The 20744-nt window shown below is 60.5% G+C and carries 18 protein-coding genes and 2 pseudogenes; 3 read left to right on the forward strand and 17 right to left on the reverse strand.

Going from position 1 to position 20744, the window contains the following annotated elements; translation table 11 throughout:
• Nucleotides 1–88 precede the first annotated feature (88 nt).
• The 3 genes from guaA to QMX88_RS14150 form a co-directional block, all read right to left on the reverse strand.
• A complete protein-coding gene (guaA, locus tag QMX88_RS14140; protein WP_122535040.1) occupies nucleotides 89–1666 on the reverse strand; it encodes a glutamine-hydrolyzing GMP synthase in 1578 nt (525 codons plus the stop codon).
• A 98-nt stretch (nucleotides 1667–1764) separates the two neighbouring features.
• On the reverse strand, nucleotides 1765–3234 hold the full coding sequence (guaB, locus tag QMX88_RS14145) for an IMP dehydrogenase (RefSeq protein ID WP_172610855.1): 1470 nt from the start codon (nucleotides 3232–3234) through the stop codon (nucleotides 1765–1767).
• Nucleotides 3235–3360: 126 nt separating this feature from the next.
• Nucleotides 3361–3909: a sugar ABC transporter ATPase gene (locus tag QMX88_RS14150; RefSeq protein ID WP_172610854.1), complete on the reverse strand. Its 549-nt coding sequence runs from the start codon at nucleotides 3907–3909 to the stop codon at nucleotides 3361–3363.
• 136 nt (nucleotides 3910–4045) lie between these two features.
• On the opposite strand from QMX88_RS14150, the gene xseA reads away from it, so the two are divergent.
• Both xseA and QMX88_RS14160 read left to right on the forward strand, forming a co-directional pair.
• The gene (gene xseA / locus QMX88_RS14155; protein WP_282370282.1) at nucleotides 4046–5425 is read left to right on the forward strand and encodes an exodeoxyribonuclease VII large subunit; all 1380 of its coding nucleotides are present in this window, start codon (nucleotides 4046–4048) and stop codon (nucleotides 5423–5425) included.
• 48 nt (nucleotides 5426–5473) lie between these two features.
• Entirely contained in the window at nucleotides 5474–6271 is a 798-nt protein-coding gene (locus QMX88_RS14160; protein WP_172613043.1) for a peptidoglycan DD-metalloendopeptidase family protein, read from the forward strand.
• An 83-nt stretch (nucleotides 6272–6354) separates the two neighbouring features.
• On the opposite strand, the gene QMX88_RS14165 is transcribed toward QMX88_RS14160, so the two are convergent.
• A complete protein-coding gene (locus QMX88_RS14165; protein ID WP_192170750.1) occupies nucleotides 6355–6675 on the reverse strand; it encodes a peptide ABC transporter substrate-binding protein in 321 nt (106 codons plus the stop codon).
• A 382-nt stretch (nucleotides 6676–7057) separates the two neighbouring features.
• Here QMX88_RS14165 and leuA point away from each other — a divergent pair, with 382 nt between their 5' ends.
• The gene (gene leuA, locus QMX88_RS14170) at nucleotides 7058–8740 is read left to right on the forward strand and encodes a 2-isopropylmalate synthase (protein ID WP_282370285.1); all 1683 of its coding nucleotides are present in this window, start codon (nucleotides 7058–7060) and stop codon (nucleotides 8738–8740) included.
• 81 nt (nucleotides 8741–8821) lie between these two features.
• On the opposite strand, the gene QMX88_RS14175 is transcribed toward leuA, so the two are convergent.
• The 13 genes and pseudogenes from QMX88_RS14175 to rlmN all read right to left on the reverse strand — a co-directional run bounded on the left by QMX88_RS14175 (nucleotide 8822) and on the right by rlmN (nucleotide 20730).
• The gene (locus tag QMX88_RS14175; RefSeq protein WP_282370287.1) at nucleotides 8822–9229 is read right to left on the reverse strand and encodes a hypothetical protein; all 408 of its coding nucleotides are present in this window, start codon (nucleotides 9227–9229) and stop codon (nucleotides 8822–8824) included.
• Nucleotides 9230–9355: 126 nt separating this feature from the next.
• Nucleotides 9356–9787, reverse strand: a complete 432-nt coding sequence (locus QMX88_RS14180) for a hypothetical protein (protein ID WP_282370290.1) — start codon at nucleotides 9785–9787, stop codon at nucleotides 9356–9358.
• A gap of 58 nt (nucleotides 9788–9845) precedes the next feature.
• Nucleotides 9846–10637, reverse strand: a complete 792-nt coding sequence (locus QMX88_RS14185) for an amidohydrolase (protein ID WP_192170746.1) — start codon at nucleotides 10635–10637, stop codon at nucleotides 9846–9848.
• Complete coding sequence (locus QMX88_RS14190) at nucleotides 10625–11773, reverse strand: pyridoxal phosphate-dependent aminotransferase (protein WP_282370292.1); 1149 nt, start codon at nucleotides 11771–11773, stop codon at nucleotides 10625–10627. Before QMX88_RS14190 ends, QMX88_RS14185 begins: the two co-directional genes overlap by 13 nt.
• Before the next feature lie 119 nt (nucleotides 11774–11892).
• On the reverse strand, nucleotides 11893–13365 hold the full coding sequence (gene der / locus QMX88_RS14195) for a ribosome biogenesis GTPase Der (RefSeq protein WP_282370294.1): 1473 nt from the start codon (nucleotides 13363–13365) through the stop codon (nucleotides 11893–11895).
• A 149-nt stretch (nucleotides 13366–13514) separates the two neighbouring features.
• On the reverse strand, nucleotides 13515–14666 hold the full coding sequence (gene bamB / locus QMX88_RS14200; protein ID WP_282370296.1) for an outer membrane protein assembly factor BamB: 1152 nt from the start codon (nucleotides 14664–14666) through the stop codon (nucleotides 13515–13517).
• Complete coding sequence (locus tag QMX88_RS14205; protein WP_192170744.1) at nucleotides 14659–15300, reverse strand: tetratricopeptide repeat protein; 642 nt, start codon at nucleotides 15298–15300, stop codon at nucleotides 14659–14661. Before QMX88_RS14205 ends, bamB begins: the two co-directional genes overlap by 8 nt.
• A 38-nt stretch (nucleotides 15301–15338) precedes the next feature.
• Complete coding sequence (gene hisS / locus QMX88_RS14210; RefSeq protein WP_282370300.1) at nucleotides 15339–16628, reverse strand: histidine--tRNA ligase; 1290 nt, start codon at nucleotides 16626–16628, stop codon at nucleotides 15339–15341.
• Between the two features lie 21 nt (nucleotides 16629–16649).
• On the reverse strand, nucleotides 16650–17759 hold the full coding sequence (gene ispG, locus QMX88_RS14215) for a flavodoxin-dependent (E)-4-hydroxy-3-methylbut-2-enyl-diphosphate synthase (protein WP_065990008.1): 1110 nt from the start codon (nucleotides 17757–17759) through the stop codon (nucleotides 16650–16652).
• Between the two features lie 3 nt (nucleotides 17760–17762).
• A pseudogene (locus QMX88_RS29710) lies at nucleotides 17763–18116 on the reverse strand (DUF4115 domain-containing protein); the annotation flags it as partial.
• 92 nt (nucleotides 18117–18208) lie between these two features.
• Nucleotides 18209–18797: pseudogene (locus QMX88_RS29715) on the reverse strand (helix-turn-helix domain-containing protein); the annotation flags it as partial.
• Nucleotides 18797–19555 (reverse strand): type IV pilus biogenesis/stability protein PilW, encoded by a 759-nt coding sequence (gene pilW, locus QMX88_RS14225; protein ID WP_192170741.1) that lies wholly within the window; start codon nucleotides 19553–19555, stop codon nucleotides 18797–18799. The gene pilW and the pseudogene QMX88_RS29715, both read right to left, overlap by 1 nt.
• A 26-nt stretch (nucleotides 19556–19581) precedes the next feature.
• Nucleotides 19582–20730 (reverse strand): 23S rRNA (adenine(2503)-C(2))-methyltransferase RlmN, encoded by a 1149-nt coding sequence (gene rlmN, locus QMX88_RS14230; RefSeq protein ID WP_133776200.1) that lies wholly within the window; start codon nucleotides 20728–20730, stop codon nucleotides 19582–19584.
• Between the last annotated feature and the right edge of the window lie 14 nt (nucleotides 20731–20744).

The following is a 20744-nucleotide window of genomic DNA, read 5'->3' on the forward strand; positions in this document are numbered from 1 at the left end:
AGCTTTGAATGCAAAAAAGCCGGGGAATGCGTTGATGCCCCCCGGCCTTTAGGCTACGACGTTATAACGAGTTCAGATCAGAATTTGATCATTCCCACTCAATCGTCGCAGGCGGTTTGCTCGACACGTCATACGTCACGCGCGAAATGCCTTCGATCTCATTGATGATCCGGCCGCTCACCGTTTCCAGCAGCTCGTAAGGCAGGTGTGCCCACCGTGCGGTCATGAAGTCGATGGTTTCGACGGCACGCAGGGCGACGACCCAGGCGTAACGACGGCCGTCGCCGACGACGCCAACCGATTTCACCGGCTGGAACACGACGAAGGCCTGGCTGACTTTGTGGTACCAGTCGGCTTTGCGCAATTCTTCGATGAAGATGTGGTCGGCGCGACGCAGCAGGTCGGCGTATTCCTTCTTCACTTCACCGAGGATGCGCACGCCTAGGCCCGGGCCCGGGAATGGGTGGCGGTAGACCATGTCGTACGGCAGGCCGAGTTCGAGACCCAAACGACGGACTTCGTCCTTGAACAGTTCGCGCAGTGGCTCGACCAGTTTCAGGTTCATCTCTTCCGGCAGGCCGCCCACGTTGTGGTGCGACTTGATGACGTGAGCCTTGCCGCTTTTGGCGCCAGCGGACTCGATCACGTCAGGGTAGATGGTGCCCTGGGCCAGGTACTTGATGTTGTCGAGCTTGGTCGACTCGGCGTCGAAGACGTCGATGAAGGTGCGCCCGATAATCTTGCGCTTCTTCTCCGGATCGCTTTCGCCGGCCAGGTTGTTGAGGAACTGGTCTTCGGCGTTGGCGCGGATCACCTTGACGCCCATGTTCTCGGCGAACATGGCCATGACTTGCTCGCCTTCATGCAGACGCAGCAGGCCGTTATCGACGAAGACGCAGGTCAATTGGTCGCCGATGGCTTTGTGCAGCAGGGCCGCGACCACCGAGGAGTCAACACCGCCAGACAGGCCGAGCAGTACGTTGTCGGTGCCGACTTGGGCGCGAACCTGGGCGATGGCGTCTTCAGCGATCTTCGACGGGGTCCACAGCGCTTCGCAGCCGCAGATGTCGAGGATGAAGCGCGACAGGATGCGACCGCCCTGCTTGGTGTGGGTCACTTCCGGGTGGAACTGCACGCCGTAGTAGCCGCGGGTGTCGTCGGCCATGCCGGCGATCGGGCAGCTCGGGGTGCTGGCCAGTACGTGGAAGCCTTCCGGGATTTCAGTGACTTTGTCGCCGTGGCTCATCCACACGTCGAGACCGAAAACGCCATCGGCGTCGACGTGGTCTTCGATGCCATCCAGCACGCGGCTCTTGCCGACGATGTCGACACGGGCGTAACCGAATTCACGCAATTCGGAACCGGCGACGCGGCCACCGAGCTGCTCGGCCATGGTCTGCATGCCGTAACAGATCCCGAAGATCGGCACGTTCAGGTCGAACACGGCCTGGGGCGCGCGCGGGCTGTCGGCAACGTGGACGGACTCGGGGCCGCCGGCGAGGATGATGCCTTTCGGGGCGAATTCGCGGATCGCTTCGTCCGACATGTCGAACGGGTGCAGCTCGCAGTACACGCCGATTTCGCGAACGCGACGGGCGATCAGCTGGGTGTACTGGGAACCGAAGTCCAGGATCAGGATGCGGTGGGCGTGAATGTCGAGGGCCATAGTCATTCTCGTCGAAAATCAGAAACAAGACGGGGCTGTCATGAACAGCCCCGGTAAACAATTCGTGAAGCGCGCCTGAGTCATCAGGCGCGTTCCGATCAACCTACGCGGTAGTTCGGCGCTTCCTTGGTGATCTGCACGTCGTGAACGTGAGACTCGGCCATGCCGGCACCGGTGATGCGCACGAATTCAGGCTTGGTGCGCATTTCGTGGATGTCGGCGCTACCGGTGTAACCCATCGAGGAGCGCAGGCCGCCCATCAACTGGTGAACGATGGCAGTCAGCGAACCCTTGTACGCAACGCGGCCTTCGATACCTTCCGGTACGAGTTTTTCCGCGCCATCGGATGAGTCCTGGAAGTAGCGGTCCGACGAGCCCTGGGCCTGGGACATTGCGCCCAGCGAACCCATGCCGCGATACGCCTTGTACGAACGACCCTGGAACAGCTCGATCTCGCCCGGCGCTTCTTCAGTACCGGCAAACATCGAACCCATCATCACGCAGTACGCACCGGCAACGATGGCCTTGGACAGGTCACCCGAGAAACGGATGCCGCCGTCGGCGATCAGGGGAACGTCTGTGCCTTCCAGTGCCGAGGCCACGTTGGCAATGGCGCTGATCTGCGGGACGCCCACGCCAGCGACGATACGGGTGGTGCAGATGGAGCCAGGACCGATGCCGACCTTGACGCCGTCAGCGCCTGCTTCAACAAGTGCGCGTGCAGCGGCGCCGGTGGCGATGTTGCCGCCGATGACTTGCACGTCAGGAAAGTTCTGTTTGACCCAGCGAACGCGGTCGATCACGCCTTTGGAGTGGCCATGTGCGGTATCGACAACGATGACGTCCACGCCCGCAGCAACCAGTGCGCTGACGCGTTCGCCGGTGTCTTTACCGGTGCCGACCGCAGCGCCGACACGCAGACGACCCTGGTCGTCCTTGCTCGCCAGAGGCCAGGCTTTGGATTTCTCGATGTCCTTGACGGTCATCATGCCCTTGAGCGCGAACTTGTCGTCGACGATCAGGACTTTTTCCAGACGGTGCTTGTGCAGCAGATCGCGCACTTCGTACTTGTCGGCGCCTTCACGGACGGTGACCAGACGCTCTTTCGGCGTCATCACTTCGCGGACAGGGATATCGAGGCGGGTTTCAAAGCGTACGTCGCGGGAGGTCACGATGCCGACGAGCTCGCCGTCATGCAAGACCGGAACGCCGGAGATGTTGTGTTGACGGGTCAGTTCGAACAGGTCGCGAACGGTGGCGTCAGCCTCGATGGTGATCGGATCCTTGACCACACCCGCTTCGAACTTCTTGACCTTGCGCACTTCGGCAGCTTGCTGCTCGACGGTCATGTTCTTGTGGATGATGCCGATGCCGCCTTCCTGAGCCATGGCGATTGCCAGACGGGCTTCAGTGACGGTGTCCATAGCGGCGGAAACGAGGGGGATGTTGAGTTCGATGCCACGGGTCAATCGTGTTTTCAGACTGACTTCGTTGGGAAGCACCTCGGAATAACCGGGCACAAGGAGAATGTCGTCGAATGTAAGGGCTTCTTGGCTGATACGCAGCATCGCTGGGCTCCCGAGCGGGAAAATGGAAGCGCGCCATTGTACCCAGACACCTGCAGTATCTCAATGTAAAGATCAGGCTATTTACTAATGAACCGGATTAATGCGCCCAATCACAGCGGCGAAGATCTACATCCTGACTTTGACATGGGACACCGGACGGTCCATGCGCTCGGCAAACGCCTCGATAAAGCTGCTTTTAAAGCCGGCGTCCAGCCAGTTATTGAAGATGAATCCCAGATTCGAGAACCCGCACGGCTCCAGAAACAGGAAGCCGTTGATGTCGTCCTCATGGCGGCATTCGGGGCACATAAAGTTGTCGGTGTGGCCCGGCATCCAGTCTTCCAGACTGTCGAACAGGGCTTCGCCGATCTCGCGCCGGCATTCAGGGCAACCGGCCTCCTCCTTGAAGCCCTGCTGCGGCGTATAGATGCAGCGCTTGAGGACGATTTCCAGACCGTTGACCGGCTGACCGAACGGCAAGGCATCAGGGTTTTCAACGAAGCGTCGCGCGCCGGGCGCAATCGCGTAAGCCATGCGATTGAAGCTGCGGCCGCAGGTGGTCAGTGATTCTTCGACGACGTTCAGCTTCACCAGCCAGCGCAGGATCGCCCGCGCCTTCGCTTCGTGCGCAGGAAAGCTGGAGATTTGCGGGACGATGATGCTTTGGGTGTCCATGACGGGCCTGTCTGACGAGTAATCGGGGGGCGGCAGCTTAATCGTGCTGTCGGTGACGTCAAGTAGGGCCGTCGGGTCGCACGCCGTCGGCGATCTCATCTGGTGACCCGTGCCCCAATGCCTTTATGATGCCGCCATGATCAAAGACCCCTTCGCAAGACTCGGCGTTGACCGGGACGTCCTCACTGTCAGCCAGCTCAACGGCCGCGCACGCGTGCTGCTGGAGGATGTGTTTTCCAGCATCTGGGTCGAGGGCGAGATTTCCAACCTCTCGCGTCCCGCCTCAGGGCACGTTTACTTCACGCTGAAGGACTCCGGCGCCCAGGTGCGTTGCGCGTTGTTTCGCAGCAACGCAGCGCGGGTACGTCAGGCGTTGAAGGACGGCCTGGCGGTCAAGGTACGCGGCAAGGTCTCGCTGTTTGAAGGTCGCGGCGACTATCAGCTGATTCTCGACACCGTCGAGCCTGCTGGCGATGGCGCGCTGCGTCTGGCCTTCGATGCGTTGAAGGAAAAGCTCAGCGCCGAAGGCATGTTCAGCGCCGAGCGCAAGGTCGCCCTGCCGCTGCACCCTAAGCGCATCGGCATCATCAGTTCCCCGACCGGTGCGGTGATTCGCGACATCATCAGCGTGTTTCGCCGTCGCGCGCCCCAGGTTGAACTCACCCTGATCCCAACCGCCGTGCAGGGCCGCGAAGCCATTGGCCAGATCGTGCGCGCGTTGAAGCTCGCCGACGGCCGCGGCTTTGATGCGTTGATCCTCGCCCGGGGCGGCGGCTCGCTGGAGGACCTGTGGTGCTTCAACGAAGAAGCCGTTGCCCGCGCCATTGATGCGTGCGTGACGCCGATCGTCAGCGCAGTCGGGCATGAGACGGATGTGTCGATCAGTGACTTCGTCGCCGACGTGCGCGCGCCGACGCCCTCCGCCGCCGCTGAACTGCTGGCGCCGGATTCAAGCGATCTGCACCGTCGGGTCGACAGCCTGGAGCGCCGACTGATCAGCCGCATGCAGGACCGGTTGATGCGCGAGCAATTGCGACTGGACGGGATTTCCCGCCGCTTGCGTCACCCCGGTGAACGGTTACGCCAGCGCGCCCAGCGCCTCGACGATCTGGACATACGTATGCGCCGGGCCTTCGAGCAGCAGATGCACAAGCGCCAGGTGCGCATGAGCCATCTGGAAAGTCGCCTGGCCGCGCAACATCCGGGACGCACGCTGATGTTTCTGCGGCAGCGCCTGGCGGTACTGGCCGAGCGGCTGCCCCGTGCGATCAAGGAGAACCTCAAGAGCCGTCGCTTGCAGCTGCAAAGTCAGGTGCAGACGCTCAACGTGGTCAGCCCGCTGGCGACCCTTGGCCGTGGTTACAGTATTTTGCTGGATGAACGCGGCAGGGCCGTTCGCGCTGCCGCGCAGACGCATCAGGGTCAGCGCCTGACAGCGAAGCTGGCGGACGGCGAGCTGCAAGTGCGCGTCGAAGACAACCATCTGACGCCTGTCACCCTTTCACTTCTGGATTGATCAATGCCTTCTTTTCTAACCCGTTCGTTGGCAACTGCTGCATTGGTCATGTGTGCTGCCCTGCCCGCCTACGCTGACAGCTACATTTCCCGCCTGCTCAACAAGCCCGTGCCCGGCGGCGTGGCGGTGGTCGATCTCGGCCCTGCAGCACAAGCGCCCAAAGCAACATGGCAGGGAAAACCGGTGCTGGTGGTCAAGGATCAGGACGCGCGCTGGCTGGCCATCGTCGGCATTCCGCTGAGCGTCAAGCCAGGCACTGCGCAGCAGGTCAGCAGCGGCGGCCGCAACCTGCCTTTCGTGGTGGGCAACAAAAAGTACCCGGAGCAGCGCATCACCCTGAAGAACCAGCGTCAGGTCAATCCGAACCCGGACGACCTCAAGCGCATCGAGCAGGAACTCGACGTGCAGGTTCGCGCCTACCGCACGTTCAGTCCCGTGACACCGAGCAACCTGTTGCTGGACAAGCCGGTGGACGGGCCGCTCTCCAGCAAATTCGGCGTGCGGCGCTTCTTCAACGGCGAGGAGCGGAATCCTCACGCCGGACTGGATTTCGCGGTCCCTGCGGGCACGCCTATCAAATCGCCAGCGGCGGGCAAAGTGATTCTGATCGGCAACTACTTCTTTAACGGCAACACGGTGTTCGTCGATCACGGGCAGGGCTTCATCAGCATGTTCTGCCATATGTCGAAGATCGACGTGAAAGTCGGCGATGCCGTGCCGCGCGGTGGTGTGGTCGGGCGCGTCGGTTCGACCGGTCGCGCAACGGGGCCGCACATGCACTGGAACGTCAGCCTGAATGACGCGCGGGTAGATCCGGCGATTTTCATCAATGCGTTTCAGCCGTAACACCTTTTGACGGGACTCTTAGCGGCGTGCCATCAGGTACGCAAACCGAACCGCATGCGAACAGGGATGAAGTCAGCTCTGCTTCACCCCTCGCGCCACAGTTTTAGCCGATCCTGGACTTCATCGCTGAACTGCCGCAGCTCCTCATCAGTAATCAGATCCTCCGCGACCAGCGCATAGAGATGAAAACTGAAATTACTTCTTGAAAAGTTGGTGGAATCGAACACCTTGGCCACAAGTTTATCGCCCTTGTTAGCCACATCCCTGACACCTTGGACGCGGTCTCGAGCATCTTTGTCCGTTAGCGCTGTTTTTTTCAGAATGTCCTGCCAGATACGCTCGTAAAGGCGCTCCACGGCTAGAGGCCTTAGTCGGCTGAGAATTTTCCAGTCTGCTTCTTTCATGGGATGGCCCTCTACACGGGTTGTTGTGGTGATCGAGTGTGGGAGTGCAATTGGGAGCTACGCGTTGCGTGGAGTCAACGGCATGAGCAACGGACCAGCGACAAACTGGAGAAAATCGCGATTAAAACCCGGCTAATGCAGTTACGCGAGATTATTCATCAATTTTCCGCAACCGCTTGCCAGCTTTCACCCCATTGGTTACGTTTGGCGACATGAAAACCTCTCACACCCTCATTCTGATGCGTCAACATCGCTGCCTCTGCCTCGTCAGTGCACGACTGCAAAGCTGAACGCGGTGCCTCGACGCTCACCCGCAGTGCTACTCTCGCATCAACCGGCTGGCCGCCTTCTTTCGGCCCTGAGTACAACAAGGATTATTCACATGACCATGCTCAAAGATCCCTCGACCAAGTACCGCGCCTTTCCTGTCATCGACCTGCCTGACCGCACCTGGCCTTCCAAGACCATCACTGCGGCGCCGATCTGGTGCAGTTCCGACTTGCGTGACGGTAACCAGTCGCTGATCGAGCCCATGGATGCGGTCAAAAAGCTGCGTTTCTGGAAGACCCTCGTTCAAGTCGGCGTGAAGGAAATCGAAGCCTCCTTCCCTTCCGCCTCGCAAACCGATTTCGACTTTGTGCGCACGCTGATCGAAGACGGCCATATCCCGGACGACACCACGATTCAGGTGCTGACCCAGGCCCGCGAAGACCTGATCGCGCGGACGTTCGAGTCCTTGCGCGGTGCGAAAAAAGCCATCGTCCATCTTTACAACGCCACCTGCCCGTCCTTCCGCCGCATCGTCTTCAACCAGGACAAAGCGGGCGTGAAAGCCATCGCCGTGAATGCTGCTCAGCTGTTCGTCAAATACGCCGCCCAGCAGCCAGAAACCCAATGGCAGTTCGAGTACTCGCCTGAGACGTTCAGCGCCACCGAGCTGGAGTTCGCCAAGGAAGTCTGCGACGCCGTCATCGAAGTGTGGAACGCGACGCCGCAGAACAAGGTGATCCTCAATCTGCCAGCCACCGTCGAAGTCGCCACCCCGAACATTTACGCCGACCAGATCGAATGGTTCTGCCGCAACATTTCCCGTCGTGACAGCGTGATCATCAGCCTGCACACCCACAACGACCGAGGCACCGGCGTCGCGGCGACCGAACTGGGCCTGATGGCGGGCGCGGATCGGGTTGAAGGCTGCCTGTTCGGCAACGGCGAGCGCACCGGCAACGTCGACCTCGTGACCGTCGCGCTGAACATGTACACCCAGGGCCTGAATCCGCAACTGGACTTCTCGGACATCGACGGCGTGCGCAAGGTGGTTGAGGAGTGCAACCAGATTCCGGTGCACCCGCGTCACCCGTACGTCGGCGACCTGGTACACACTGCGTTTTCCGGCTCTCACCAGGACGCGATCCGCAAGGGCTTCACTCAGCAGAAGGAAGGCACGCTGTGGGAAGTGCCGTACCTGCCAATCGATCCAGCCGACATCGGCCGCAGCTACGAGGCGGTCATCCGCGTCAACAGCCAGTCCGGCAAAGGCGGGATTACTTACCTGCTGGAACAGGAATATGGCATCTCCCTGCCGCGTCGCATGCAGATCGAGTTCAGCCAGGTGGTTCAGGGCGAGACCGATCGTCTTGGCCTGGAGATGACCGCGCAGCAGATCTACTCGCTGTTCAAGCGTGAATACCTGCAGGCCAACAAGCCGTATGCACTGGTCAGCCATCGCTTGCAGGAAGAGAACGGCAACAGCGCTGTTGAAGTAGTCGTGACCGGCATGGGCGACAGCGAGAGCAATCTGCGCTGGAAAGGCACCGGCAACGGCGCACTGGAAGCGTTGGTGGCCGGCCTCCCGGTGTCGGCCGAGATCATGGACTACAACGAACACGCCATCGGCGCGGGCACCACGGCCAAAGCCGCTGCCTACATCGAGCTGCGTGTGGATGGCGATCGCGCGGTACACGGCGTTGGCATCGACGAGAACATCACCACGGCCAGCTTCAAGGCACTGTTCAGCGCCCTCAATCGTGGGCTGCTCCAGGCTGACGCGACGAAAGCGGCTTAACGCTTCGGGATAGAAAGCTGCGCCCTATTAAAAAGGCCCTGAAGTGCAAACTTCCGGGCCTTTTGTTTGAGCGCTGGATAATCAGGCCGTGGTGTCGACTTTGACTTTCATCAAGTTCAACAGCGACGCCTGCAGTGCGCCCAACTGAGCCATGGTCCCGGAAATCTGCTGCTGAATCGCCATGACCTGCGTGGCCTTCAACTCATCGGGCGTCTTGCTGGCCTGGACAGCGGCTAACTGAGCTTGCTGCTGCTGGAGCATTTTCTGGGTTTGCTCAATCTGCTCCTGCAACTGTTTGATCATCTCCTCCTTCATGCTCGGCGATTCGGCTGACTCACTGGCGCCTGCCGCCTTGGAGTCGCCATACACATTGCCACGCAGCTCGACGCTGGCGGTCTTGGCATCGCTCTTGGTGGAGTCGTCGGTTTTGACGGCGGCCGTGAACACGCTGGAGTAAGCACCCAACGAACTGGTGTTGATGGTGGTCATGATGAACTCCTTATGAGGTGCACTTTGTATCGGCCAGCGTACAAACATCTGAAGTCCAATTTATTGCAGACGCAAAAACGCCCCACGACCGAGGTCATGGAGCGGTTTTGTCTCTGAATCAGTGAATCAGGCGGTGGTGTTAATGCTGCCGGACTTCTGCAGTTGCAAGAGTGCCGCCTGTTCCGTCGACAGGCTGGCGGTCGTCGACGAGATCTGTCCCTGAATGGCCATCACCCGCGCCGACTTCTCCTCGTCGGTGCCAGAGCTGGCCTGGGCGGCAGCGAGTTGCTGTTGCTGTTCCTGCAAGCGCTTCTGGGTCTCCTTGATCTGCTCTTCCAGCTTCGCAATGGCCTGCTCGCTGGTGCTGGAAGAATCAGACGCCCCACCCGCACCGCCAGCACCACCTGCCGCAGTGGCTGTGGTCGATGCAGACGCCGACGTGGCATCTGTGGTGGTGGAGGCGTCGCTGTCAGCCGCCGTTGTTGTGGCGTCTTTTTTGACCGCAACGGTGAAACTGGTGGAATACGAATTCAATGAGGATGTGCTGATGGTGGTCATACCGATCTCCTGTCTGGGTACAACCGCTATCGACCACCTGTCCGTTAACTCTATGACGTTACTGTATCTCGAATGTATCAGCGTCGAGACAGGCCGGGAATTTCTCGCGGTACGCCGCCAGACTCTGCGCTGACAGGCTGACCTGGAACACGCCATCCGCCTCGCCGATGTTGAGCAGGCTCTCGCCCTGGAAATCCAGCACCTGACTGTCGCCGGTATAGGCAAAGCCCTTGCCATCGATTCCCACGCGATTCACCGCAGCGACGTAACACAAGTTCTCGATCGCCCGCGCCGGCAGCAGGCGGTTCCAGTGCAGACGGCGCGCGCCCGGCCAGTTGGCGGTATAGAGCAACAGATCGGTGTTGTGCGCATCACGGCTCCACACCGGAAAACGCAGGTCGTAGCAGATCAGCGGACGAATTCGCCAGCCGTTGAGTTCGAACTGCACCTGGCGCTCGCCCGGGCTGTAGTGCTCGTGCTCGCCGGCCATCCGGAACAGATGGCGCTTGTCGTAATGCAGCAGCTCGCCGTCCGGCCGCGCCCACAGCAGGCGGTTTCGATGGCTGCCGTCAGCGGCGCGAATGATCACGCTGCCGGTCACCACCGCATTCAGTTGCCTGGCCTGGGCCAGTATCCACTGAGCGGTCGGGCCGTCTTCGGGCTCGGCCAGCGTCTCGGATTCCATGGAAAACCCGGTCGTGAACATCTCCGGCAGGATCACCAGATCTGCGCCCCTGGCCTGGGCCAGCAGTTCTTCAAAATGCGCATGGTTCGCCGGGGCGTCGTGCCAGACCAGCGTGGTCTGAACCAGCGCGATATTCAGATTGGGCAGCGTGGTCAGATCGCGCATAGTTTTTCCGCTGCCAGACGCAGCGTCTCCTCGCGCTTGGGAAAACAGAGCCGGATCAGGCGCTGGCCTTCAGGCGGATTCTGATAGAAAACCGAAATGGGAATGCTCGCCACGCCGTGCTCGCGGGTCATCCACAGCGACATGTCGACGTCGTTGAGGTCCGGACGGATCTGCGAATAATCAACGAGCTGAAAGTACGTGCCGCTGGCGCGCGTGAAGGTGAAGCGCGAGGCTTCCAGGCGATCGCAGAAATAGTCGCGTTTGGCCTGATAGAACGCCGGCAGTTCGTCGACGTGTTCAGGATGCGCCGCCATGAAATCGGCCAACGCCCATTGCAACGGCGTGACACCACAGAATGCGACGAACTGATGGATCTTCCGTGCTTCGGCGGTCAGTGCAGGCGGCGCAACGAGGTAGCCGGTTTTCCAGCCGGTGACGTGGTAGGTCTTGCCGAACGAACTGACCACAAACGCGCGCTGATAGAGTTCGTCATGGGCCAGTACGCTGGCGTGTTGCAGGCCGTCGAACACCAGATGCTCGTAGACCTCGTCGCTGAGCACGTAAATGTCCCGGTCACGGATCAATGCCGCAAGGCGATCCAGCTCATCGCGGGTGATGAGCGCGCCGCTGGGATTGTGCGGTGTGTTGATGACGATCATCCGGGTGCGAGGGCTCAACGCTGCGCCGAGCTTTTCCCAGTCGATGGCGAAATCGCCGTCTTTGAGCTGCACATGCACGGTGCGCCCGCCGGCCAGTTCCACCGACGGCGCATAACTGTCGTAGCACGGGTCGAAGACGATCACTTCATCGCCGGCGCTCACAACGGTCTGGATCGCGCAGAAGATGGCGTGGGTGGCGCCGGGCGTGATGGTGATTTCGCTGTCGACGCCGACCTGACGGCCGTAGCAGCGAGCAATCTTGGCCGCGACTTGCTCGCGCAACGCAGGCAGGCCGGCCATCGGCGCGTATTGGTTGTTGCCGTCCATGACTCGGCGGCAGAGGGCTTCACGCAGTGCGTCAGGCCCATCGAAATCGGGAAAACCCTGAGACAGATTGATCGCCCCGGTTTCGGCGGCAAGCTGAGACATCACAGTAAAAATGGTGGTGCCAACGTTCGGCAGTTTGCTGGTGATCATGGGGGTTTTCCTGCTCCACTCCCGACACCTGAAGGGCTCGGGGACTCGCAGGATAGCCCAGATGTCGCGCACAAAAAAAGGCGCCGCTGGCGCCTTTTCCGAGAAAGACCGTTACACGATCAGCGCTTGTCGCGGCGCTTCTTGTCGGCTTTCTTGTGGTGCGACATCATCCGACGCTTCTTGTTGACCTGGCGGTCGGTCAGCGTGTTCTTGTTGCCTTCGTACGGGTTCTCGCCGCCCTTGAACTCGATGCGGATAGGCGTACCGACCAGCTTGAGCACACGGCGATAGGTGTTCTCAAGGTACCGGACGTACGACTTCGGCACTTTTTCGACCTGGTTACCGTGGATCACGATCAACGGCGGGTTCGCGCCACCCAAGTGGGCATAACGCAGCTTGATGCGGCGGCTGCCGACCATCGGCGGTGCGTGCTCGCTGACCGCGTCTTCCAGAATCTGGGTCAGGCGGCTGGTTGGCCAACGGGTCACAGCGGATTTGAACGAGTTCTGCACCGACTGATACAGGTTACCCACGCCCGTGCCATGCAGCGCCGAGATGAAGTGGATGTCGGCGAAGTCGACGAAGAACAACCGACGCTCCAGCTCGACCTTCACGTAGTCGCGCTCGCTCGGCACCATGCCGTCCCACTTGTTCAGCGCGATGACCAGTGCACGACCGGACTCAAGGGCAAAGCCCAGCAGGTTGAGGTCGTGGTCGACAACGCCTTCGCGGGCGTCCATCACGAAGATCACCACGTTGGAGTCTTTGATCGCCTGCAGGGTTTTCACCACGGAAAACTTTTCGACTTCTTCGTGGATCTTGCCGCGCTTGCGCACACCGGCGGTGTCGATCAGCGTGTACTTTTCCTCGTTGCGTTCGAACGGGATGTAGATGCTGTCGCGGGTGGTGCCGGGCTCGTCGTAGACGATAACGCGGTCTTCACCGAGCATGCGATTGACCAGCGTCGATTTGCCGACGTTGGGACGACCGATGATGGCGATCTTGATGCCATCCTTCTCGCTCGGTCCAGGAATGCGCTTGGCTTCCTGACCCTCAGCGACGACTTCCTCTTCTTCGCCTTCTTCGACTTCGTCAGCGTCTTTCGGGAAATCGCGAAGGGCGATTTCGAGCATCTGCGTGATGCCGCGACCGTGAGCGCCGGCAACCGGAATCGCGTCACCCATACCCAGCGGTGCAAACTCCGCGCGGGCCATGTCAGGGTCGATGTTGTCGACCTTGTTGGCAACGATGTAAGAGGTCTTGTTGCGCTTGCGCAGGTGCTCGCCAATCATCTGGTCGGCGGCAGTAAAGCCTGCTTTGGCGTCAACGAGGAATAACACGACATCGGCTTCTTCGATGGCCAGCAGCGACTGCTCGGCCATCTTTTCGTCCATGCCGTGTTCATCACCGGAGATACCGCCGGTGTCGATCAGGATGTAGGAGCGCCCTTGCCACTTGGCCTCACCGTATTGGCGATCACGGGTCAGACCGGACAAGTCGCCGACGATGGCGTCGCGAGTCCTGGTCAGGCGGTTGAACAAGGTGGACTTGCCGACGTTCGGTCGACCCACCAGGGCGATTACGGGAACCATGCGGCTCTCCACTTCGTTATTTCAGAAAATACAAAAGCCGCTGCAAGGCAGCGGCCGGAGTTCGGAGCGACACCGAAGCGTCGCAGGCCCCATTAAACCGGGGCCGCCTGGGGAAGCCGAAAAACGACCTCCTCAAGCATAGGCAGCCACTACTTGATCGTCAGGGCTTCCAGCTTGCCGCTGTTGCCAAAGACATAAATGGTGCTGCCGGAGACCAGCGGGCGTGCACGCAAGCCATCGCTGTCAATCTTTTCACGGGCGACGAAATGGCCATCGACCTGGCTCAGCAGGTGCAGATAACCTTCCATGTCACCGACCGCGACGTAACTGGAGAACACTTCCGGCGCGCCGAGTTGACGACGGGCCAGCGAGTCGTTGCTCCACAGACCGGTGGAAGAGCGCTCATCGATGCCTTCCACGGTGCCGTTGGCCAGCGAGACGTAAACGCTGCCGAAGCCTTGCGCCACGCCCGAATAGCTTGAGGCATCACGCTGCCACAGCACGCGGCCGCTCTGCAGCTCCAGACCGGCTACACGACCCTGGTAGGTTGCGACGTACAGCGTGTTGCCGGACAGCAGCAAGCCGCCGTCGATGTCGACCACGCGATCCAGCTCGGAACGACCTGTCGGAACGGCAACGCGCTGCTCCCAGGCCGGGACGCCGTTGTTGATGTCCAGCGCCACAACCTTGCCGGTGGACAAGCCTGCGATGGCCAGCGACGAGGTCGCGATCGGCGCACCGGTGCCACGCAGCGTCAGAACAGCCGGGCTGCTTTCGTAGATCCAGCGCTGATCGCCAGTGATGGCGTCATAACCGATAACCCGGTCATCCTGAGTCTGGGCAACCACGACACTGCCGTTGGTGGCCGGAGCGGACAGCACTTCGCTGGTCGCCTTGGCTTTCCACTTCTGCTCGCCGGTGGCCTCATCGAGGACGATGACTTCGCCACGCAACGTGCCGAGCATGACCAGACCGAAACCTACGCCGACGGCGCCGGAAACTGGTTGCTCAAGCTCTTTTTTCCAGACCACGTCGCCGCTGCTGCGATTGATCGCCATGACCAGACCGTTCGCATCGGCAGCGTAGATGTTCTCGCCGTCGATGGCCGGAACCAGCATGTTGTAGATGTCGCCCTGACCGTCACCGACGGAACGGCTCCACAACTTCTGCAGGGTCACTTCCTGTTTGAAGTCGACGAGCTCTGCCGGAGGCAGCTCTTTTTTGCTGTTGCTGCTGCAACCCGCGGCCAGAATGGCCAGAGCCAGCAATGCTGCATGTTTCCAACGAATCACGTCACGCATCCCCTTTCGCCAGATCGTCGAGCTTCATTTGCAGACCGCCAACAGCCGCTTCTTCGGAAAGCGCCGCCTTGGCCTTCTTGTATGCAGCGTAGGCATCATCGGTACGACCCAGCTGAACCAGCAGGTCACCGCGCAGCTCTTCTCGGCTGGCCGCGAACGACGTGTCGGCCTGACCGTCGAGCAGCTTCAGCGCGTCTTCGGCCTTGTTCTGTGCAGCGAGCACACGAGCCAGACGCTGACGGGCGATTTCACCCAGGGTCGCGTTGGCCGGCTTGTCGGTCACGGATTTGAGCTCGTTCGCAGCGTCATCCAGCTTGCCGGTGTCCACAGCCACTTTGGCCACGAACAGGCTGCCGTACTGCGCATACGCGGTGCCGCCGAAATCGCTTTTCAGCTTGCCGGCGATCTCGGCCACACGGCCTGCGTCAGCCTGGCCGCTTGGCGTCAGTGCGGTTTCCAGTAATTGCTGATACAGCGCCGAAGCACCTTGCGCCTGGTTGTTCTGATAGCGCTGCCAGCCTTGCCAGCCCAACACCACGATCACCGCCAGCAGGCCGCCGGTCACCAGAGGCTTGCCGTTACGCTGCCACCAGTCCTTTACGGCAACCAGCTCATCATCATCGGTACTCGACACCCCAATACTCCTATTCGCTAAATCGGCTTTTATCTGCTTCAACCCTGCGAGATGCAGGTGGCCAGGTGCTCGGACAGAGCATCCCAGGCAATATTTTGTTGCTCGCCCTGACCACGCAGCGGCTTGACGCCCACTTCCTTGCGCGCCAGCTCTTCGTCGCCAAGGATCAGCGCGTACAGCGCGCCGCTCTTGTCGGCCTTCTTGAACTGGCTCTTGAAGCTGCCAGCACCGGCATTGACTTGCAGACGCAGGTTCGGCGCCTGATCGCGCAAGCGCTCGGACAGCGTCAGCGCTGCCAGCTCGGCGGCCTCGCCGAACGCGCAAACGTAAACGTCGACCGTACGGGCGATCTCTTCAGGGATCTGCTCAAGGGTTTCCAGCAGCAGTACCAGACGTTCGATGCCCATGGCAAAGCCCACGCCCGACGTCGGTTTGCCGCCCATCTGCTCAACCAGACCGTCGTAACGGCCGCCCGCACAGACAGTGCCCTGAGCGCCGAGCTGGTCAGTGACCCACTCGAATACGGTTTTGCTGTAGTAATCCAGGCCGCGAACCAGCTTCGGGTTGATCACGTACGGAATGCCCGCCGCGTCGAGACGCGCCTTCAGGCCTTCGAAGTGAACCCGGGATTCGTCGTCAAGATAATCTGCCAGCTTGGGTGCATCGGCCAGCAGAGCCTGGGTTTCAGGATGTTTGGTATCGAGCACACGCAGCGGGTTGGTTTTCAGACGGCGTTGGCTGTCTTCGTCCAGTTGCTCGTGACGCGCCGAGAGATACTCGACCAGCGCTTCACGATAACGGCCGCGGGCTTCACTGGTGCCCAGGCTGTTGAGTTCCAGTTTGACGGCATTGCGGATACCCAGCAGGCCCCACAGGCGCCAGGTCAGGACGATCAGCTCGGCGTCGATGTCCGGACCATCGAGGTTGAACACCTCGACGCCGATCTGGTGAAACTGACGATAACGGCCTTTTTGCGGACGCTCGTGGCGGAACATCGGGCCGATGTACCAGAGTTTCTGCACCTGACCGCCGCCGGTGATGCCGTGCTCGAGGACCGCACGCACGCAGGCCGCCGTGCCTTCAGGGCGCAGGGTCAGCGAATCGCCATTGCGGTCGGCGAAGGTATACATCTCTTTTTCGACGATGTCGGTGACTTCGCCGATGGAGCGTTTGAACAGGTCGGTGAACTCGACGATCGGCATGCGGATCTGGCGATAACCGTAGTTATCCAGTAAACGCGATACGGTGCCTTCGAAGTAGCGCCACAGCGGCGTTTGATCCGGCAGGATGTCGTTCATGCCACGAATGGCTTGCAGAGACTTACTCACAAATATTCCTTGGAAACTGGGTTAGCCGCGCGCGATCAGCGCTGCGTCGGCCTCGACCTTTTCGGCCGCTCTCTGGCGGATCAAGCGTTCAAGCTGTTCCACCAGATTGTCATTTGTCAGCTTTTGCGCCGGCTTGCCATCGATGTAGATCAGGTTCGGCGTGCCTCCGGTCAGACCAACGTGGGCTTCTTTCGCCTCGCCGGGACCGTTTACCACGCAACCGATCACCGCAACATCCAGCGGGACCAGCAAATCTTCAAGGCGCCCTTCCAGCTCGTTCATGGTCTTGACCACATCGAAGTTCTGCCGCGAGCAGCTCGGGCAGGCGATGAAGTTGATGCCACGGGAACGCAGACGCAGCGACTTGAGGATGTCGTAACCGACCTTCACTTCTTCAACCGGATCGGCAGCCAGCGAAATCCGAATGGTATCGCCGATCCCTTCGGCCAGCAGCATACCTAGGCCGACGGCCGATTTCACTGTGCCTGAGCGCAAACCGCCCGCTTCGGTGATACCCAGGTGCAATGGCTGGATGATTTGTTTGGCAAGGAGGCGATAAGCCTCGACCGCCATGAACACATCGGAGGCCTTGACGCTGACCTTGAAGTCCTGGAAATCCAGACGGTCCAGATGCTCGACGTGCCGCAGCGCGGACTCGACCAAAGCCGCCGGCGTTGGCTCGCCGTACTTCTTCTGCAGGTCTTTTTCCAGCGAACCGGCGTTGACGCCGATGCGGATCGGAATGCCGCGATCACGGGCCGCTTCAACCACCGCGCGGACGCGGTCTTCGCGGCCGATGTTGCCCGGGTTGATGCGCAGGCAATCGACGCCCAGCTCGGCAACGCGCAGGGCGATTCGATAATCGAAGTGGATGTCCGCGACCAGCGGGACCTTGACCAACTGCTTGATACGGCCAAAGGCCTCGGCAGCGTCCATGTCCGGCACCGAGACGCGGACGATGTCCACGCCGGCGGCTTCCAGACGGTTGATCTGCGCCACCGTGGCCGCGACGTCATTGGTGTCGCTGTTGGTCATGCTCTGCACTGCGATCGGGGCATCGCCACCGACCGGCACCGAGCCGACCCAGATTTTACGAGATTCGCGACGTTTGATCGGAGATTCGCCGTGCATGACTTATTGCCCTAGCTTCAGGCGAGCAGTTTCGCCACTGGTGAAAGGTGCCACATCAACCGGCTGACCGTTGTAGCTCACTTGCGCGCCGCGAGCGAAGCCCAGGCGCAGGGTCAGCGGCGGCTTGCCATTGACGTCAAGACTGTCGCCTTTTTTCTTGAGACCGCTGATCAGCACTTTGCCATTGCCGTCGGTGACCTGGGTCCAGCAATCATTCACAAACTGAACCTGCACGCGGCCGGCACCTGCCGGTACTGTCGCGGCGTCAGCGGTTGCGCTCGGGGCGGCGTTGACGGGCGCGGTTGTCGCAGGCGTTGGCGCTACGGTCGTGACCGGCGCGGTTGGCGTCGACGCGGTATGCGCAGGCATTACCGGAGCGGTGATTGATGTGCTGTGGGGAACAACAGCGCCTGCAACAGTGCCCGTGCCGCTGGACGCGCTGCTGGATGAAGCAGGCGCTTCAGGCGCGGACGCAGGCTCGGCGTTATTTAACGGCAGCGCGGTCTGACCTTGAGCCACAGCTTGATCTTCCGGCTCGTCAAGCGGATGGATCTGGGTGGTGCCGTCGGCGCTTTCGACTTCGACGTGCTCCATGCCCAGATTGGTCGGCTCCTTGCCGCGCAGGGTGGCTTGATCCTGCCACCACACGAAGCCGCCGCCGATCAACGCGATGAGCAGCAAGAGGCTGACGATGCGCAGGATATTGTGGGACAGGCGCACCGGCTCTTCGATTCGGCCCAGCGCATGAACGCTGCTGCCCTTGCCGTCGGTGCCGGTGTACTGATCGAACGCACTGACCAATGCAGCTTGATCAAGGTCCAGCAGCTTGGCGTAGGCACGGACATAGCCGCGGGCGAAGGTATGACCGGGGAGCTTGTCGAAATCGCCTGCTTCCAGATGAGTCAGGGAAGTCACGGTGAGGTTGAGCCTCAACGCCACATCTGGCAGCGACCAGTTCTTGCTCTCGCGGGCCTGTCGCAATGTTTCGCCTGGGTTCGTGCGAGTGGCTGCTACAACTTCGGGATGCGCCGCTTTCATCATTGCTCCGACAGGTATTGCTGATATTCCGGCGTACCGGGATAGAGTCTTTTTAGAAGCAAGCCGTAACTGGCTGCCTTGTTGCGATCATCAAACACCTTCGCCAGCCGCGTCCCGAGCAAGAGGCTTCGCGCATTCTGCTCGCTCAACTGGCTGAAGCGCTCGTAGTAATCGCGCGCCGGCACATAATGCCTGTCTTCGTACGACAACTCAGCCATTTCCAGCAACGCGCGTGGCTGCTGACGATCCAGGCGCAGCGCTTTGTCGAAATGCTCACGGGCAGCGTCGCGATTGCCGAGCATCACAGCCGTCATGCCGAGGTTTTCGAACACCCGGGCGCGCTCGGCGTAGAGGTTATCTTCAGCGGCCTGCTCGAAGCGCTCGTAAGCTTCCTTGTAACGCTTTTGCTGGTAGAGAAAACTGCCGTAATTGTTGAGGATTCGCGCATCTTTGGAACGTGCCGACAACGCTTTTTCGTAATACTGGTTCGCCAGTTCCGGTTCCATCTCGGCCTGAAACACCAGAGCCAGCGCGGCATTGGCGTCCGCATCGGAGCCGTTTAGCTCGAGCGCCTTTTTCAGAGGCGCCTTGGCTCGTTCCATCTGGCCTTGCTGAAGATAGCCCAACCCCAACTGCACATAAGCTTGACGAGCCTCGTCACGTCCCTTGCTGGTACTCAGCGGATCGACGTTGCCGGTGGACACACAACCGACCAGCAGCGTGGCAAAACAGAGCAGCAGCGCAACGCGCAGGGACATAGAGATCCTCTCAGTCAAATTCGCATTCAATTGCGAGCGGAAGCGACCTGCACCACGTCGGCATCGGCACTGAGCTCCCGCACGGCGATATAGCGCTCGCTGCGACGGGTGCGGTCCATGACCTGCCCGACCAACTGGCCGCAGGCAGCATCGATGTCTTCACCGCGCGTGGTACGCACAGTGACGTTGAAGCCGGCTTGATGCAGCAGATCCTGGAAACGACGGATCGCGTTGTTGCTGGGGCGTTCATAGCCCGAATGCGGAAACGGATTGAACGGGATCAGGTTGACCTTGCAGGGCGTGTCCTTGAGCAGCTCGATCATCTCGATGGCGTGCTCCGGCTTGTCGTTGATGTCCTTGAGCAGCGTGTACTCGATGGTCAGCACACGCTTTTCGCCCAACGCAGACATGTAGTTGCGGCAGGACTCGAGGAGCATTTTCAGGGGGTACTTTTTATTGATCGGCACCAGCTGGTTGCGCAGCGCGTCATTGGGCGCGTGCAGCGAAAGGGCCAGCGAGACATCGATGTGCTTGGACAGCTCATCGATCATCGGCACCACGCCGGAGGTGGACAGCGTCACCCGGCGCTTGGAAATGCCATACCCCAGGTCATCCATCATCAGATGCATGGCGGAAACGACATTGTCGAAGTTCAGCAATGGCTCGCCCATCCCCATCATCACCACGTTGGTGATGGCACGGTCGACGGTAGCCGGGACACTGCCGAAAGATTTGTTGGCAATCCACACCTGACCGATGACTTCGGCGGCGGTAAGGTTGCTGTTGAACCCTTGTTTGCCGGTGGAGCAGAAACTGCAATCCAGCGCACAACCCGCCTGGGACGAGACACACAGGGTGCCGCGCTTGCCTTGCGGAATGTAAACGGTCTCGACGCAGCTGCCGGACTCGACACGGACGACCCATTTGCGGGTGCCGTCGGTGGAGATGTCCTCGCTGACGACTTCAGGACCGCGAATTTCGGCACGGCTCTGCAGCTTTTCGCGCAGGGCCTTGCCGACGTTCGTCATGGCGTCGAAGTTATCGACGCCAAAGTGGTGAATCCACTTCATGACCTGACCGGCGCGGAAGCGTTTCTCCCCGATAGACTCGAAGAATTTTTCCATTTCCAGCCGGGTCAGACCCAACAGGTTGATTTTGCCAGTTGATTCAGTCATGGATTCACCCTCAC

Source organism: Pseudomonas sp. PS02290 (genome assembly GCF_029960075.1).
Classification (GTDB): Bacteria; Pseudomonadota; Gammaproteobacteria; order Pseudomonadales; family Pseudomonadaceae; genus Aquipseudomonas.